The 16236-nt window shown below is 61.7% G+C and carries 15 protein-coding genes; 11 read left to right on the top strand and 4 right to left on the bottom strand.

All coding sequences use genetic code 11. The features are described 5' to 3' along the window. The first annotated feature begins 31 nt into the window (after positions 1-31). The 9 genes from GLP52_RS08440 to GLP52_RS08480 all read left to right on the top strand — a co-directional run bounded on the left by GLP52_RS08440 (position 32) and on the right by GLP52_RS08480 (position 7254). Complete coding sequence (locus GLP52_RS08440) at positions 32-1105, top strand: BMP family ABC transporter substrate-binding protein (RefSeq protein WP_237272107.1); 1074 nt, start codon at positions 32-34, stop codon at positions 1103-1105. 134 nt (positions 1106-1239) lie between these two features. Beyond that, positions 1240-1605, top strand: coding sequence for a hypothetical protein (locus GLP52_RS08445; RefSeq protein WP_093734323.1), 366 nt, complete (start codon positions 1240-1242; stop codon positions 1603-1605). A gap of 68 nt (positions 1606-1673) precedes the next feature. Continuing rightward, positions 1674-3059, top strand: coding sequence for a PepSY-associated TM helix domain-containing protein (locus GLP52_RS08450; protein WP_093734324.1), 1386 nt, complete (start codon positions 1674-1676; stop codon positions 3057-3059). A 91-nt stretch (positions 3060-3150) separates the two neighbouring features. Further along, positions 3151-3765, top strand: a complete 615-nt coding sequence (locus GLP52_RS08455; RefSeq protein WP_093734325.1) for a glutathione S-transferase family protein — start codon at positions 3151-3153, stop codon at positions 3763-3765. A gap of 105 nt (positions 3766-3870) precedes the next feature. Further along, positions 3871-4956 (top strand): NAD(P)/FAD-dependent oxidoreductase, encoded by a 1086-nt coding sequence (locus GLP52_RS08460; RefSeq protein WP_237272108.1) that lies wholly within the window; start codon positions 3871-3873, stop codon positions 4954-4956. After that, a complete protein-coding gene (locus tag GLP52_RS08465; protein ID WP_093734327.1) occupies positions 4953-5603 on the top strand; it encodes a DUF938 domain-containing protein in 651 nt (216 codons plus the stop codon). The genes GLP52_RS08460 and GLP52_RS08465 overlap by 4 nt, the downstream gene beginning before the upstream one ends. Before the next feature lie 4 nt (positions 5604-5607). Beyond that, entirely contained in the window at positions 5608-6396 is a 789-nt protein-coding gene (locus GLP52_RS08470; protein ID WP_237272109.1) for a glycoside hydrolase family 25 protein, read from the top strand. A 90-nt stretch (positions 6397-6486) separates the two neighbouring features. Next, on the top strand, positions 6487-6828 hold the full coding sequence (locus GLP52_RS08475; protein ID WP_237272110.1) for a hypothetical protein: 342 nt from the start codon (positions 6487-6489) through the stop codon (positions 6826-6828). 36 nt (positions 6829-6864) lie between these two features. Beyond that, positions 6865-7254: an HNH endonuclease gene (locus GLP52_RS08480; RefSeq protein WP_237273503.1), complete on the top strand. Its 390-nt coding sequence runs from the start codon at positions 6865-6867 to the stop codon at positions 7252-7254. Positions 7255-7263: 9 nt separating this feature from the next. Here GLP52_RS08480 and GLP52_RS08485 read toward each other — a convergent pair whose 3' ends face one another. From GLP52_RS08485 to GLP52_RS08500, 4 genes are all read right to left on the bottom strand, one after another. Then, positions 7264-9756, bottom strand: coding sequence for a GcvT family protein (locus GLP52_RS08485; RefSeq protein ID WP_237272112.1), 2493 nt, complete (start codon positions 9754-9756; stop codon positions 7264-7266). A gap of 206 nt (positions 9757-9962) precedes the next feature. Beyond that, a complete protein-coding gene (locus GLP52_RS08490; RefSeq protein WP_237272113.1) occupies positions 9963-11375 on the bottom strand; it encodes an FAD-binding oxidoreductase in 1413 nt (470 codons plus the stop codon). A gap of 30 nt (positions 11376-11405) precedes the next feature. Continuing rightward, on the bottom strand, positions 11406-13214 hold the full coding sequence (ggt, locus tag GLP52_RS08495; protein ID WP_237272114.1) for a gamma-glutamyltransferase: 1809 nt from the start codon (positions 13212-13214) through the stop codon (positions 11406-11408). Positions 13215-13295: 81 nt separating this feature from the next. Next, positions 13296-14282: a 2-hydroxyacid dehydrogenase gene (locus GLP52_RS08500; protein WP_093734333.1), complete on the bottom strand. Its 987-nt coding sequence runs from the start codon at positions 14280-14282 to the stop codon at positions 13296-13298. Positions 14283-14408: 126 nt separating this feature from the next. Here GLP52_RS08500 and GLP52_RS08505 point away from each other — a divergent pair, with 126 nt between their 5' ends. Both GLP52_RS08505 and GLP52_RS08510 read left to right on the top strand, forming a co-directional pair. Further along, the gene (locus tag GLP52_RS08505) at positions 14409-14915 is read left to right on the top strand and encodes an SH3 domain-containing protein (protein ID WP_093734334.1); all 507 of its coding nucleotides are present in this window, start codon (positions 14409-14411) and stop codon (positions 14913-14915) included. 71 nt (positions 14916-14986) lie between these two features. Continuing rightward, positions 14987-15976 carry an NADPH:quinone reductase gene (locus tag GLP52_RS08510; protein ID WP_093734335.1) on the top strand — a complete coding sequence of 330 codons (990 nt, stop codon included), beginning with the start codon at positions 14987-14989 and terminating at the stop codon, positions 15974-15976. Positions 15977-16236: the final 260 nt, after the last annotated feature.

The following is a 16236-nucleotide window of genomic DNA, read 5'->3' on the forward strand; positions in this document are numbered from 1 at the left end:
CAAAAAGGCGCGTTACTCAGGGGACTACGTTATGAAATTCACCACACTTATGGCCAGCGCGGCTTTGGCGCTTGGGCTTGCAGGCGGGGCCTATGCCCAGGACAAGACCAAGGTCGGCTTTGTCTTTGTTGGCCCCGTCGGCGATGGCGGCTGGACCTATGAACACAACCAAGGTCGTTTGGCTGTCGAAAAGGAATTCGGCGATGCCGTTGAAACCGTGTTTGTCGAGAGCGTGGCCGAGGGCCCCGATTCCGAGCGTGTGATGACGCAGATGGCATTGGACGGTGCGGATCTGATCTTTACCACCTCGTTTGGCTATATGGACCCGACCATCAACATCGCGGGCAAGTTCCCGGATGTGAAATTCGAGCACGCCACCGGCTACAAGCGCGCCGACAACGTGTCGACCTATTCCGCACGTTTCTACGAAGGGCGCGCCATTCAGGGCCACATCGCAGGCAAGATGACCAAATCGAACATCATCGGCTATATCGGGTCCTTCCCGATCCCCGAAGTGATCCGTGGCATCAACTCGGCCTATATCCACGCCAAGAAGGTGAACCCCGATGTCGAGTTCAAGATCGTCTGGGCCTACACATGGTTTGACCCTGCGAAAGAAGCAGACGCCGCCAAGGTTCTGATCGAACAGGGTGCGGATGTTGTCTTGCAGCACACCGATTCCACAGCACCTCAGGCGGCGGCACAAGAAGCAGGCGACGTGATCACCTTTGGTCAGGCGTCCGACATGGCGCAATACGCGCCCAAGCCGCGCGTCTCGTCGATCATTGACGACTGGGCCCCCTATTACATCGCCCGCACCAAAGCGGTCATGGATGGCACATGGGAAAGCACAGACACATGGGACGGCATCGGTGCCGGCATGGTTGGTATCGGCGAGATTACGGACGCCGTACCTGCTGATGTGAAAGAGGAAGCGCTGGCGCTGAAAGCGTCGATCGCGGACGGGTCCTACCACCCGTTCACCGGTCCGCTGAAAAAGCAGGACGGTTCGGATTTCCTGGCCGACGGCGAAACAGCCGATGACGGCACGCTGGCGGGCATGAACTTCTATGTCGAAGGCATCAAAGGCGACATTCCGAACTAAGCCGGACGTCCCGATAAACAATACAAAGGCCTCGCATCCGCGGGGCCTTTTTTATTTCGAGGTCATCACGTTACCCGCTGTCTTGCGACAAAAAGCGTCTGGCGCGTCTTGATCGAGCGGCCTACAGAAAGCACATGCGTTTTCTGCCCGCCTTTCCTTGTCAGCTGCTTGCCACCATTCTGGTGCTGCTGTCGCTTGCGACATCGGGGTTTGCGCATCGTTTCGCGCCAGTAGACTTGTCGCCCGAGCTGCAAGCCTATGTTGCCAATGGGGGCGCGCTGGCGGACCTCTGCGGCACTGGTGATAGCCCGCACTCAGGCAATATGGCCGATTGCAAGACCTGCCGTCTGATCGGTGCCATGGCGCTGCCCGAAGCGGTCACCGGCCTGCCCGTTCCCGTGCTTGAGAAAACGCAAACCCTGCGCTTTGTGGCGAAACGGCTGCTGCACACACGCAAGCCTGACCCCAGCCGGCTGACCCGCGCACCGCCCCAAGTCTGAACATCTATCCCATCTGTTCATTCTTTCCGCCTGCCGATGATGCAGGCCATTAGGCTTGGAGCCCTCATATGACCACCCCTACCCCCACCGCGCAGCCCCAAGGGCGCGTGAACAAACTCTATTTCGCGGCGTGGCGCTGGCATTTCTATGCCGGATTGTTCGTGCTGCCCTTCCTGTCGATCCTCGCCGTCACCGGCATGGCGATGTTGTGGATCGCGTGGATCGACGGGCGCGACGGTGAATATACCCCCGTGACCGTGCAAGAAACTGTCCTGTCGGTATCCCAGCAGTCGCAAGCCGCAGTCGAGGCCGTGCCCGGCGGCACGCTGGTTCAGTATGTGGCACCGCGCGCGCTCGATCTGGCGGCGCTGTTCCGCGTGGACCACGATGGTGATGCGGTCATGGTTGCAGTTGATCCCTATACAGCCAAGGTGATCGAGAGCTTTCCGCGTCGGTCCGGCTGGTATGATTTCGCGGATGGCATCCACAGTGATCTGATGCTGGGGGTGACCGGTGATCGCATGATTGAAGCCGCGGCTTCGATCGCCTTGGTGCTGATTGCAACCGGGCTTTATATGTGGTGGCCCCGAGGTGCAGGCTGGCGCGCAACGCTGGTGCCGCGTTTCACCAAAGGTCGCGCCACGTGGAAATCGCTGCACGGTGTCGTGGGCATCTGGGTGTCTGCGTTTCTGGTGCTCTTCCTGATCTCGGGCTTGTCTTGGGCGGGCATCTGGGGCGGCAAGATGGTGCAAGCCTGGAGCCAGTTCCCCGCCGAAAAGTGGGATGCCGTGCCCCTATCGGACGACATCCACGCCAGCATGAACCACCACCGCCGCGAGGTGCCTTGGGCGCTGGAACAGACGCCGATGCCTGCTTCTGGCAGCGACACAGGGGCTGCGGGCGTTGCAGGGGCCGTCACGATCGACAGCATCGACGCACTGGCGCGCGAGATCGGCTTTGACGCGCGTTATCAGATGAACCTGCCGCAGGGCGATACCGGTGTCTGGACGCTGAGCCGCGATTCCATGAACTCTGACAGTTCCGACCCGATGTCGGATCGCACCGTGCACATCGACCAGCACAGCGGCAATATCCTCGCCGATGTGCGTTATGCCGACTATTCGCTTGCAGGCAAGGCGATGGCGGTCGGGATTGCGCTGCACATGGGCACCTTGGGTCTGCTGAGCGTACTGGCCAATACGCTGGTCTGCCTGTCGGTCCTGTTCCTCTGCGTCAGCGCGCTGGTGCTTTGGTGGAAGCGTCGCCCTACCGCCGCTGGCCGTCTGTCCGCCCCGCCCATGCCGTCAGAGCTGCCGCTGTGGCAAGGTGCCGTGCTTGTCGGGCTGTTCGTCTCGATGGCCTTTCCCATGGCGGGGGCCGTGCTGCTGAGCGTGCTGGCGGTCGACGTGCTGATCCTGTCGCGCCTGCCCGCGCTGCGCCACCGCCTGACATGATCTGAAAAGCACCCCCGCGCCACCCGTCAAAGACGGCGCGGGGGATGCATCCCCACTATTCATCCGGCGGCAACACGCTATCATCAGCGTTATGATTAAAATCCACCACCTGAACCGGTCCCGCTCTCATCGCATTTTGTGGCTGCTCGAAGAAATCGGCGCGCCCTATGATGTCATTCCCTATAGCCGCGATACCAAGACCAATCTCGCCCCGCCCGAGCTCAAGCGCGTGCACCCGTTGGGCAAATCCCCCATGGTCGAGATTGACGGCACGCTGATTGCCGAGAGTGCCGCAATCACCGAAGTGCTCTGCACCCGTTTCGCCCCCGAGATGATACCGGATCGCGACAGCCCCGCCTATCTGCAGCACCTAGAACTGATGCATTTCGCAGAAGGCTCTGCCATGACGCCGATCCTGCTGAACCTCTATGTCAGCCGTTTAGGCGACGCCGGTGCACCACTGCATCCGCGCATCACGTCTGAACTGGACAACCACTATAGCTACATGAACAGCCGCGTGCGGGCGTCAGGCCACTTTGTGCAGGATACGCTGTCGGCTGCCGACATTATGCTCAGCTTTCCGGCAGAGATCGCGATGCAGCAAGGTCGCGCCAAGGATTATCCGGCGCTGGCGGGATTTGTCGAAATGATCCACGCGCGCCCCGCCTACGGTCGCGCCACCGCGCGCGGCAAGACCGACACCTAACCGCGCGGTTGCACGTCCCACCGGCCCGTGTCACCCATATGCGAACTGCTTGGGGCTGCTGAGACAGCCCCAAGCGGAAACCATTGCAACGGACAGGGGCCGCATATGAAACAGCACACATCCGATATCCTTGTCATCGGCGGTGGCATCGCAGGCATTTCGGCGGCGGCGCGCCTGTCCGGTGACGCCCAAGTCACGGTGATCGAAGGGGAAAAAGCGCTTGGCTATCACGCCTCTGGCCGGTCGGCCGCGCTGATCGAAGAGAACTACGGTGCCCCTTCCGTGCAAGCGCTGAACAAGGCCACCATCGGCTATCTGCGCGACGGCGGCTACCTGTCCCCGCGCGGACTGATGATCATCGCGGATCGTCATGAGGAAGAGGCGTTTTATAGCGATCTTGCGCATATGGGCGTTGAACAGATCTCCCCCGACGACGCCCTACGTCTTGTCCCGATCCTCGCTGCGGAACGGATCGCTTTTGCGGGCTATCACGCCGACGCCCATGATATTGATACTGACCGGCTGCTGCAGGATTTCGCCAAGGAGCTGCGCCGCAACGGTGGGCAGATCGACACGGGGCACCCCGTGACCGCGATCACCCGCAACGGCGACATGTGGGAGGTCACCGCAGGCGCACAAACCTACCACGCGAAGAAACTTGTGAATGCCGCCGGAGCGTGGGCCGACCAGATCGCCATTCTGGCAGGCGTCGCACCGCTGGGGATCACGCCTTTTCGCCGGTCGATGGCGCGGATCGCGGCACCGGGTGGGTACGACCTGTCGCGCTGGCCGATGTTCTTTGGCGTCGGCGAAACATGGTATGCCAAGCCCGACGCGGGCGCGCTGCTGATCTCGCCTGCCGAAGAGGACCCGACAGACCCCCATGATGCGTGGGCCGACGACATGGTGCTGGCAGAAGGGCTGGAGCGGTATCAGAATATGGTCGCCGTGCCGCTCACCAAACCCATCGCGACATGGGCGGGGCTGCGCAGTTTTGCCCCTGACCGCACGTTGGTGCTTGGCCCCGATCCCGCGGACCCCGATTTTATCTGGAGCGCGGGACAAGGCGGATACGGCTTCCAGACCAGCGCTGCTGCCTCGCAATTGGTGGCCGACCTGACCCTTGGCAACACCCCCTCCCTGCCCGACACAGTGGTCGCGGCACTGCGCCCCGACAGGCTACGCCCATGACCGGCAAGCTTCCCCCCTCCGCCAGCGTGGCGATCCCCGCCAGTGGCGCGATGCTGCACGCGCCCGCGGCCGACCGGAACAAAGACGCCCTGTGCGATCTGCTGCGCGAACACGCGCCGCAAAAAGGGCGTGCGCTCGAGATCGCCAGCGGCACAGGCCAGCATATCGCCGCCTTTGCCCGTGCCCTGCCCGATCTGCACTGGCAACCGACTGAACCCGCACCCGACCGCCGCGCCAGTATAGACGCCTATATCACCAAGGCGGCCTTGCCGAATGTCGCCCCCGCAGCACCGCTCGACGCCACGGCGACGAGCTGGAACGAAACTCTGCCAGCGCAAGACCTGATCTTTTTTGCCAACCTTTTGCACCTGATCCCGACGGACGCGGCCCAGCGTGTCATCACCGAAGCCGCCCTGGCCCTCGCCCCCGGCGGCGCGCTGATCTTCTATGGCCCGTTTGTCCGCGATGGCATCCTCACCTCGGAGGGAGACCTGAGGTTCGACGCCGAGCTGCGTTCCGCCGACCCTGCCATTGGCTACAAAGATACGGTCGACATCACGCGTTGGCTCAGCGATGCTGCGCTGAGCCCCATCGACCTTGTCGAGATGCCCGCCAACAATCTGGCCTTTATCGCACGAAAGCCGTGACCCTATGCCCCGACTTCGCGTTCTTGCCTTACTCTGCTCTTTTGCCCTCTCTGCTTGTGGCGCGCCGCAGATCTCTGTGCCCTTGGGGGACGTGACGGCAGCCAATTTCGGTGACCGCAAGCCGTTTGACTGGCCCGGCCAAAGCCCCGACCGCTATGCGGTGCACGGCATCGACGTGGCCCGTTTTCAAGACCCGCTGAACTGGGGCGAAGCACGGGTTTCGGGGGTGAACTTTGCCTTTATCAAAGCAACCGAAGGTGGTGATTTGCTGGACCCAATGTTCCAGAACCACTGGGACGGCGCAGGCCGTGCTGGCGTGGCACGCGGGGCCTATCACTTCTACTATTTCTGCACGACACCCGAAAAACAGGCCCGCTGGTTTATTGAAAATGTGCCCAAAACCGCCGGCATGCTGCCCCCCGTGCTGGATCTGGAGTGGAACCCGTTTTCGCCCACCTGCACACTGCGCCCGCCCGCCGATACCGTACGCCGCAACGCGCAAACCTTCCTGAGCATCCTGCGCGCCCACTATGGCCAGCAGCCCGTCGTCTACACCACGCCCGAGTTTTATGCCCAGAACGACATGGGGCGTCTGCGCGATGTGGAATTCTGGCTCCGCTCCACCGCCGCGCACCCGTCCGAGAAATACCCGAATGAACGCTGGACCTTCTGGCAATATACCAGCACAGGCCGCGTGACCGGAGCGCAGGGCGATATCGATATCGATATCAACGTCTACGCCGGCAGCCCCGCCAGCTGGGAAAACTGGCTTTCGCGGCGTCAGGTGCGGTAAGACGCGAAAGCAATCTATCAGGGTGCCACCTTGGACGTTGCAATTATAAAGTGAAGCTGGCACGATTTCTCAAGCGGAAATGGCAGGCACATGGCGACGCGTCGAAACTGGACCGAAGACGAGGTAACAGAGGCTTTGTCGCTGTATCTGCGGCTGCCCTTTGGCAAGTTCCACTCTGGCACACCGCAAATTATCCACATGGCCGAACGCATCGGGCGCACGCCGTCGTCTGTGGCGATGAAACTGTCCAACCTCGCCGCATTGGACGAAACGCTGCCGCAAAAGGGGCTCGCCAATCTGTCAGCGATGGACAGGCAGATGTGGGCGCGATATCGGCAGGATCCCTCCTTTGTATTTGCCGCCTATGAAGCACAGCTTGAGCCGCCAAAGTCCCAGATGGCCGGTTTTTCAGAACAGCGGCAAGCAGACTGAATCGCCAAGCAATCAGAGGTCACCCGACGTGCGGTGGTGCAGCGTCGCGGTCAAAGCTTCTTCCGCGAAATGATCCTGAACAATTACCGATCACGCTGCGCGCTGACAGGGATCGATGACGCGCGTCTTCTGACCGCAAGCCACATTGTCGGGTGGCAGGAGGACAAGGCGCAGCGGTTTTACCCTGAAAACGGTATATGTCTGAACGCGCTGCATGATCGCGCCTTTGACCGGCATCTGATCAGTTTTGACGACGACTACCGCATGCTCATCGCCGATGATATGCCTGATGAAGCCAAACACAAACTAACTGCCGGAGCCTCCGAAAGCCTGCAACCGCCCGAGCGGTTCCTGCCTGATCCTGCGTATCTACAACATCATCGGCAGCGCATGGCCGAGCGGCAAAACAGGCCGCCGCTCGGTTAAGGTCAGACTTTACCCATCCACGCGGATCGTCGCGTTCTTGGGATCATAAGGACTGTCCTCGACGATCTCGGCGTCCCACAGCTGGTCGAACATCTTGATCTTCAGCTTGGTCCCTACCTCAGACACATCAGGCTTGACATAGCCCATGCCAATCGACTTCCCGAAGGCGACGGAATACCCGCCCGAGGTCAAGCGACCCACGCGCGTATCTCCGTGGTACAACACTTCGCGGCCCCAAGGATCGGCATCCTCTGGTCCATCGATCAGGATCGTGACACATTTGCTGCGAATGCCATGTGCCTGCATCGCCTCCTTGCCGTGGAAGTCCTTCGACAAGTCGACAAAGCGCGGCAGGTCGGCCTCAAGCGGGGTCGCGTCGCGGCCTAGTTCATTGCCGAAGGCGCGGTATGATTTTTCCTGCCGCAACCAGTTTTGCGCCCGCGCGCCGACCAGTTTCATGCCATGTTTCTCGCCGGCTTTCTCCAGCAGATCGAATAGGTGGTTCTGCATCTCGATCGGGTGGTGCAGCTCCCAGCCCAACTCTCCGGTATAGGCGACGCGGATGGCACGCACGGGCACCATCCCAAGCTCTATGTTGCGCATGGTCAGCCAGGGGAACCGCTTGTTGCTAAGCACCGTTTCGGGATCAGCGTCCTTGATGATTTCTTTCAGCACGTCGCGCGATTTCGGACCGGCAATGGCAAAGACACCCCATTGCGTGGTCACATCGTGGCACTCGATATAGCCGAACTCGGGCGCTTTATCGGCGATGGCCTTGCGCAGGAAGTCGCTGTCATAGGCGGTCCAGGCCCCCGCAGACACGAGGTAGTATTCATCCTGCGCCAGACGCACGATGGTATATTCGGTGCGCGTGGTGCCATTGATGGTCAGCGCATAGGTTAGGTTGATCCGCCCGACGGACGGCAGTTTGTTACACGTGAACCAGCTCAGGAATTCCGTCGCCCCCGGCCCTTTGACCAGATGTTTGGTAAAGGCCGTGGCATCGATCAACCCCACGCCTTCGCGGATCGCCTTGGCTTCCTCTACTACATGCTCCCACCACGCACCGCGCCGGAACGACCGGCTGGCGTGATCGTCAAAGCCCATGGGCGCAAAGTAGTTCGGACGCTCCCAGCCATTCACATGACCAAACTGCGCACCACGGGCAGCCTGACGGTCATAGGCGGGCGAGGTCCGCAAGGGGCGACACGCAGGGCGTTCTTCGTCGGGATGGTGGAGGATATAGACGTGCTCATACGCTTCTTCGTTCTTGCGCGCGGCATATTCGGTGGTCATCCAGTCGCCATAGCGTTTGGGGTCCAGTGACGCCATGTCGATCTCGGCCTCGCCGTCGACCATCATCTGCGCAAGGTAGTATCCCGTGCCCCCTGCCGCTGTGATCCCAAAGGAAAACCCTTCGGCCAGCCACATATTGCGCAGACCGGGCGCCGGACCAACTAGCGGGTTGCCGTCGGGCGTATAGCAGATTGGCCCGTTGAAATCGTCCTTCAAACCGGAGTCGGCGCAGGATGGCACACGTTCGGCCATCGCCATATACTGATCCGCAATCCGGTCCAGATCCAGCGGGAACAGATCAGCCCGGAAGCTGTCCGGCACGCCGTATTCAAACCGGGCCGGTGCGCCGTGCTCGTAGATGCCTAGAATCCAGCCGCCGCGTTCTTCGCGCGCGTAGGATTCATTGTCGGCGTCGCGCACAACCGGATGCTCCGGATTGCCTTCGGCGCGCCATTTGACCAGCTCCGGATCCTGATCCATCACGATAAATGTATGTTCTACCGGAATGGCGGGCATCTTGATCCCAAGCATCTGAGCCGTCCGCTGCGCGTGGTTGCCGCTGGCGGTGACAACATGCTCGGCGGTGATCACGACCTGCTCGTCCGAGGGCACTAGGTTGCCGCCCTTCTCGACCATCTTGGTGACGGTGACTTCCCAAGCTTCCCCGTTCCAGTGAAACGCATCGGCCTGCCATCTGCGTTCGATCATCACGCCGCGCTGCCGCGCCCCTTTGGCCATCGCCATGGTGACGTCGGCGGGGTTAATGTAGCCGTCGGTATCGTGATACAGTGCGCCTTTCAGATCGTCGGTCTTGATCAGCGGCCATTTTGCCTTGATCTCATCCGGCGTCATGAAGGTGTAGGGCACGCCACAGGTCTCTGCCGTGGAGGCATAGAGCATGTATTCGTCCATGCGCGCGTCCGTCTGCGCCATGCGCAGGTTGCCGACCACGGCAAAGCCCGCGTTCAGACCGGTTTCTTCCTCAAGCGTTTTATAGAACTTGATCGAATAGTCATGAATGTGCGTCGTCGCAAAGGACATGTTGAAATAGGGCAACAACCCCGCCGCGTGCCAGGTAGAGCCAGAGGTCAGCTCGTCCCGCTCAAGCAGCATCACATCATCCCATCCGGCGCGGGCCAGATGATAGGCAATCGATGTGCCGACGGCACCGCCGCCCACTACCAGTGCTTTGACTTGAGTTTTCATGAATCCGATGCTCCGCCAGAATAGGTCCTAGCGACATCTAGCAGCCTTCGCGCAAAACGCAGAACCCAGCCGACCAAAGACAGCACAAATGCGACCAACGTCGAAAAACTCGCGCATCCGCCGCTTCCAAATGGAAATAAATCCCCGCCGGAGGCATCGCGTCCCTGCCCTAGGCAGGGACCGATTTAGTATTTTGCGCTAACCTGTTACGCGACAGCTTCGGGTAGAATCTTGCCCGGGTTCATAATATTGTCTGGGTCCAACGCCCGCTTGATCGCGCCCATGACATCGACTGCGGCCCCAAGCTCTTTGACCAGATAGGGGCGTTTGCCCTGTCCGATGCCATGCTCACCCGTGCAGGTCCCCTCCATCGAGATCGCGAGCTCGTTGAGCCAGCTGATAAAGCTTTCTGCGCGGGCGACTTCATCCGCGTCGTCCATATCCAGCAGCAGCGAGGCGTGGAAATTGCCGTCACCTGCGTGGCCGACGATGGGCGCGATCAGGTCCAGCTCCGCCGCTTTGGCGTTCGCGCGACCGACCGCTTCGGCCAGCCTTGAGATCGGCACACAAACGTCGGTCGCCACCGCCTTGCAGCCGGGGCGCAGGGCCAGCATCGCCCAATAGGCATCATGGCGCGCTTGCCACAGCTTGTTGCGTTCCTCCATCGTGGTGGTCGCCTGATAATCGGTGCCGCCGTTTTCATCGGCGAGCGCTGCGAATGTCTCAGTCTGTTCGACCACCCCCGCGTCAGAGCCGTGGAACTCCAGCAGCAACATCGGCGTTTCGGGTAGCGACAGCTTGGCATAGCCGTTCACCGCGCGCACGACCATCGCGTCCAGCAGCTCTATCCGCGCGACGGGCAGCCCGTATTGGATCACGCTTTGCACCGTTTCACAGGCCGCCTCGACCGAGGGGAAGGAACAGCGGGCAGAGCTGATCGCCTCGGGGATGCCTTGCAGCTTCAGCGTGATTTCGGTGATCACGCCCAATGTCCCTTCAGAGCCCACCATCAGACGCGTCAGATCGTATCCCGCAGATGATTTGCGCGCCCGTGCGCCAGTGCGGATTACCGTGCCATCGGCCATCACCGCCTCGACCGCCAGCACGTTGTCCTTCATCGTGCCATAGCGCACCGCATTGGTGCCCGAGGCCCGCGTCGCCGTCATCCCGCCAAGCGAAGCATTGGCCCCGGGATCAATGGGAAAGAACAGGCCCTGATCCCGCAGATGGGTGTTCAGCGCCTCGCGGGTGACGCCGGGTTGCACGCGGCAATCCAGATCGCCGGCGTTGACTTCGACCACCGCGTCCATCTGGGTGACGTCAATCGACACACCCCCCGCGGGCGCATTCACATGCCCCTCAAGCGAGGTGCCGGTGCCAAAGGCGATGACCGGCACCTTATGCGCGGCGCAGACCTTGACCACAGCGGCGACATCGTCGGTCGAACGGGCAAAGACCACGGCGTCGGGGGCCTGATTTCTGATCCAGGTCGTCGTATGCCCGTGCTGTTCGCGGATCGCTTCGCCCGTCTGGAATCGTTCGCCGAATTGCTGCTTGAGGATACCCAAAGCGGTGTCGATCCCGGTCTCGTTGCGGGGCATGTCGGTGGTCTGTGCCATGTGGTCTTTCCTTTGGTTCAGAATGGGCGATCACTCGCCAAGGGCGATGCCTTCGCGGCGCGGGTCAGCCCCGCCGCGCAGATCATCGCCAATCGAAATCATATGCAAGCCCGAGGTCAGCGCGCGGGTGTTCACCTCGTAGCCAAGCGCGGTCAACGCATCGGCCATCGCGGCGGCGTCGGTGCCTTCTTCTAAGTCGTAGGGGCCGAAACGGTTGATCGCATGGGGCAGTGCTGCAGCTTGTTGCACATCCATACCCCAATCCAGATGCGCGATGATCGCGCCCGCGACATAGCCGATGATGCGGCTGCCACCGGGGCTGCCCACGGCCAAAACCGGCGCGCCATCTTTCATTACAATCGTCGGTGCCATCGACGAGCGCGGGCGTTTTCCCGGCTCGACCCGATTGGCAATCGGCACGCCATCGGTATGCGACCGGAAAGAGAAATCCGTCAGCTCGTTGTTCAACAAAAGCCCGCGCACCATCAGGCGGCTCCCAAAGCCGTTTTCGATGGTGGTGGTCATGCTTGCGACATTGCCCATGCTGTCCACGATCGACACATGCGAGGTCGAGGGCAGCTCGATAGAGATATCATCGGCAAAGTTTAAGGCATGGTCAAAAGCGGGCGCGCCCGCGGTGACTTCGGGCAGCGCATCGTCGCCCTGCAACAACTGGGCGCGTTCCGCCAGATAGGATTGGTCGAGCATACCGGTCACCGGCACCGGCACATAATCGGTATCGGCCACATAGCGCCCCCGATCCGCAAAGGCGAGCCGCGAGGCATCGCCGATCAGCCGCAGCACATCTGCGTCCGCCGGTCCGGCGCTCAGGTCCGCGTTTTCCAACAGCCCCAGTATTTGCCCAACGGCCAGCGCACCAGAGGACGGCGGCCCCATGCCACAGACCTCATGCCCGTGATAGGGCGCGCAAAGGGCGTCGCGTTCCTTGACCCGATAGATCGACAGATCGGCCTCTGACAGCACACCGGGGTTGGTGGCCCCTTGGACAGCCCCCACGATGTCGCGCGCAATGTCGCCGGTATAGAAAGCATCGGCCCCGCGTTCCGCCAGCGCTGCAACCGTGCGGGCATAATCGGGATTCTTGAGCGTATCGCCTGCTTGAACCGGCACGCCATTGGGCATGAAGTAATCTGCGGTTGTCGCGGAGGTTGCCAGCCGTTCGGCGTCATCAGCCACCAGCCCCGCAAGGCGTGGGGACACGGCAAAGCCCTTCTCGGCCAGTGCGACAGAGGGGGCCAGCAGCTCGGCCCAGGGCTGGTTGCCCCATTTCTCATGCGCTGCGGCCATCAACGCAGGGGTGCCCGGCGTGCCGACCGACCGCCCGCCAACGACGGCGTCAAAGAACCCCAGCGGCACACCTTGATCGTCCTGAAAGAGTTGCGGCGTGACCGCCAGCGGCGCGGTTTCGCGCCCGTCCAGCGTGGTCAGCTTGCCCGATGCGGCGTCATACCAGACCAGAAACGCCCCGCCGCCCAGGCCAGAGCTTTGCGGTTCAACCAGCCCCAGCATCGCTTGGACGGCGACCAGCGCATCGGCAGCGGTGCCGCCCCGTGCCAGCACATCCGCCCCCGCCTGAACCGCATGAGGGTTGGCGGCGGCGACCATCCAGTTCTGAGCTATGACGGGTTCGCCCGCATCCTTAGCCTCGAAGGCGGCGGTGATCTGCGGCGACATGGCGGTAAAGCTGCCTTGGCCGGCACCTTCGGGGGCGACGCTATCGGCGGCCTGTTGCGCGATAGCGGCCCCGCTTACAAAACCGCCTATGGCGATGGCTGTGCAGGTCCGCCCGATGTATTTTACAATGTGATGTGCAAGCATGGTCCCCTCCCCGTTCCGGTGCTCGGGGTCAACCTACTTGTTTTTAGCGCCAGCGCAAATTGAACCGTGCCGGCGCCGCGCCTAAAGCATCGAGGGTACGACCTGATCCGGCGGACGGTGCCCGTCTTCGAAGGTCTTGATGTTGATGATGACCTTCTCGCCCATCTCGACGCGGCCCTCTAGCGTGGCCGACCCCATATGCGGCAAGAGCACGACATTGGTCAGCTCGCGCAGACGCGGATTGATGGCTGTGCCGTGTTCATAAACGTCCAGCCCAGCCCCTTGCAGCTCCCCGGCGCGCAGCATCCGCGTGAGGGCATTTTCGTCGATAACTTCCCCCCGAGAGGTGTTTACGATCACCGCATCCGGCTTCATCAGTTTAAGCCGGCGGGCGTTCATCAGGTGGAAGGTGCTTGGGGTGTGGGGGCAGTTGATGCTCATCACGTCCATCCGCGCAACCATTTGATCAAGGCTTTCCCAATAGGTCGCGCCTAGGCTCTCTTCGATCTCGGGGCGCAGGCGGCGGCGGTTGTGGTAATGAACCTGCATCCCGAACGCGGCAGCGCGGCGCGCGACAGCTTGACCGATACGCCCCATCCCTAGAATGCCCAAGCGACGGCCGCTGACACGCCCCCCAAGCAACGCGGTCGGGGCCCAGCCCTGCCAGTCGCCTGACTGCATCTGCGCCATCCCTTCGGACATGCGCCGCGTCACGGCAAGAATCAGGGCCATGGTCATGTCTGCGGTGTCTTCGGTGAGCACACCGGGGGTGTTCGAGACCAAGATACCGCGCTGCCGGGCCGTCATCACGTCAATATGATCGACGCCCGCCCCGTAGTTCGCGATCAGTTTAAGCCGGTCCCCCGCCTGCCCGATCAGGGCCGCGTCGATTTCGTCGGTCACGGTGGGCACTAGAATATCCGCGGTTTTCATGGCTTCGCCCAGCTCAGAGCGGGTCATCGGCGTGTCATCATCGCGCAACGTCACATTGAACAGTTCCGTCAATCGCTTTTCGACGACTTCCGGCAACCGTCGCGTGACTACAACACTTAGCGGTTGCTTTGACATTGTGGGCCTCCCAAATATGGCTTTGCACTGTGCTTGATGGCATGGTGTCCCAAGCAGAGACGAGGCACAAGAACCTCGCAGGGCAAAACTGCATTAAATCAACGGCAATAGACCAGACAGGCAGTCATGATACCGAAGTTACGTTCCGTCCTTTTAGGCGCTTTTGCAGCTGTTCACCTGTTCAGCGCCCCCGTTTATTCGGAAGAGGTCGGACAGGTGACGAACCTGCCGGTGCCCCGCTTTGTGTCTATGAAAGCCAGCGAGGGGAATGTGCGGCGCGGTCCTTCGCTGACGCACCGGATCGATTGGGTGTTCAAACATCGCGACCTGCCCCTGCGCATCACGGCAGAGCACGGCCACTGGCGCCGCGTCGAAGACCGCGACGGCATGGGCGGCTGGGTCCATTATTCCCTATTATCCGGCACGCGCACCGTTTTGGTCGAACAGGACCGCCTGCAATTGCGGGCGCGTCCCGACCCAAAGGCCCCTATCGAGGCAGAACTTGAACTGGGCGTGATCGCGCGGCTCGGGGCATGCGACCTTGAATGGTGCTACTTGCGGGTCGACGGCTTTAAGGGCTGGGCCCCTAAGGCGCGGCTGTGGGGCGTGGGCGCGCAAGAGCTGCGCGACTAGCCCTGCAATTGCACATGGCGCGATCTTGGGCTTAGGTGACGCAACACCTTACCCAGCGATCAGGAGCCCCCATGCAAGCAGTCACCTATTCAACCCTTGGCGAAGCGTGTGATGTGCTGACCCTGACCGAAATGCCAACCCCTGCCCCAGCCGCGAACGAAGTGCTGGTCCGGCTGTCAGTATCGGGGGTAAACCCCTCTGACGTGAAATCCCGGCGCGGCCGCCCCGGCGTGACCCATCCGCCGTTCGATCAGGTGATCCCGCACAGCGATGGCGCCGGCGTGATCGAAGCAGTCGGCGCAGGTGTGGACCCCGCCCGCGTCGGCCAGCGCGTCTGGATCTGGAACGGACAATGGCAGCGGCCTTTCGGCACTGCCGCAACACATATCGCCCTGCCACAGGCGCAGGCGGTACCGCTGCCCGATGACGTGAGCTTTGAAACAGCGGCCAGCCTTGGCATCCCCGGATTGACCGCAGCCCATGCGGTATTCAACGGGGGGGATGTCGCCGGACAAACACTTCTTATTCAGGGGGGCGCGGGCACCGTCGGCTATCTGGCGGTACAATTCGCCACTTGGGCCGGCGCACGTGTCATCGCCACCACCGGGCAAAGCGGGGCCGAACGCGCAAAGTCCGCCGGTGCCGATGTGGTGGTAGATTATAGTGCGACCGATCTGGCGCAACAGGTGCTGGATGCCAACGGTGGCGCACCCGTCGACCAGATCATCGAGGTAGAGTTCGGCGCAAATATCGCGCTGGATGCCGAAGTGATCAAACCCAACGGGCGCATCGCGGCCTACGGGTCTGCCAAGGTGATGGAGCCGACACTCCCTTTCCTGCCCCTGCTCTTCAAGGCGGTCACCATCGACATCATCCTCGTCTACCTGCTGACCGAAACCGAACGTGCCTTGGCAATCGAAAAAACCCACCAGGCATTAGCCGACGGCGCGCTGCACTGTCCGGTAGAGCAGACATTCGCATTATCGGACACAATCAAAGCACACGAGGCCGTTGAGGCCGGTGCCCGCGCCGGTGCCATTTTGATCGACTGCGAGGGCTGACAGCGTTAGCGCACGGCATACCCCGCGCCCCTGCAGCGGAGGAGACGGCGGGGGTGCGCCCCCTCGTCCCTTTCCGCGCGATCAAATTTTGTCTCAATAGCGCGATATTAGGAGGCGTTAGGTTCCCTCCGACGGCGTAAAGCCGTTGAACACCGCCAATAAGGCACAGCCTGCGCCGCCCGAAACGCGGATCAAAAATAAATTCCGAGATTCTCCTCACTTTTCCTCCAGAAAGGTATTGCACCCCCCCGCACTCCGGA

The sequence above is a fragment of the Sulfitobacter sp. M22 genome (genome assembly GCF_021736025.1).
Taxonomy (GTDB): Bacteria; Pseudomonadota; Alphaproteobacteria; order Rhodobacterales; family Rhodobacteraceae; genus Sulfitobacter; species Sulfitobacter litoralis.

What these genes read in the sequence shown, in the direction of transcription:
- GLP52_RS08460 (WP_237272108.1), top strand. Translation starts at nt 3,871, where the DNA reads ATGAAACAGCACACATCCGATATCCTTGTCATCGGCGGTGGCATCGCA.
- GLP52_RS08445 (WP_093734323.1), top strand. Translation starts at nt 1,240, where the DNA reads ATGCGTTTTCTGCCCGCCTTTCCTTGTCAGCTGCTTGCCACCATTCTG.
- GLP52_RS08440 (WP_237272107.1), top strand. Translation starts at nt 32, where the DNA reads ATGAAATTCACCACACTTATGGCCAGCGCGGCTTTGGCGCTTGGGCTT.
- GLP52_RS08510 (WP_093734335.1), top strand. Translation starts at nt 14,987, where the DNA reads ATGCAAGCAGTCACCTATTCAACCCTTGGCGAAGCGTGTGATGTGCTG.
- GLP52_RS08470 (WP_237272109.1), top strand. Translation starts at nt 5,608, where the DNA reads ATGCCCCGACTTCGCGTTCTTGCCTTACTCTGCTCTTTTGCCCTCTCT.
- GLP52_RS08500 (WP_093734333.1), bottom strand. Translation starts at nt 14,282, where the DNA reads ATGTCAAAGCAACCGCTAAGTGTTGTAGTCACGCGACGGTTGCCGGAA.
- GLP52_RS08490 (WP_237272113.1), bottom strand. Translation starts at nt 11,375, where the DNA reads ATGGCACAGACCACCGACATGCCCCGCAACGAGACCGGGATCGACACC.
- GLP52_RS08465 (WP_093734327.1), top strand. Translation starts at nt 4,953, where the DNA reads ATGACCGGCAAGCTTCCCCCCTCCGCCAGCGTGGCGATCCCCGCCAGT.
- GLP52_RS08505 (WP_093734334.1), top strand. Translation starts at nt 14,409, where the DNA reads ATGATACCGAAGTTACGTTCCGTCCTTTTAGGCGCTTTTGCAGCTGTT.
- ggt (WP_237272114.1), bottom strand. Translation starts at nt 13,214, where the DNA reads ATGCTTGCACATCACATTGTAAAATACATCGGGCGGACCTGCACAGCC.
- GLP52_RS08450 (WP_093734324.1), top strand. Translation starts at nt 1,674, where the DNA reads ATGACCACCCCTACCCCCACCGCGCAGCCCCAAGGGCGCGTGAACAAA.
- GLP52_RS08455 (WP_093734325.1), top strand. Translation starts at nt 3,151, where the DNA reads ATGATTAAAATCCACCACCTGAACCGGTCCCGCTCTCATCGCATTTTG.
- GLP52_RS08475 (WP_237272110.1), top strand. Translation starts at nt 6,487, where the DNA reads ATGGCGACGCGTCGAAACTGGACCGAAGACGAGGTAACAGAGGCTTTG.
- GLP52_RS08485 (WP_237272112.1), bottom strand. Translation starts at nt 9,756, where the DNA reads ATGAAAACTCAAGTCAAAGCACTGGTAGTGGGCGGCGGTGCCGTCGGC.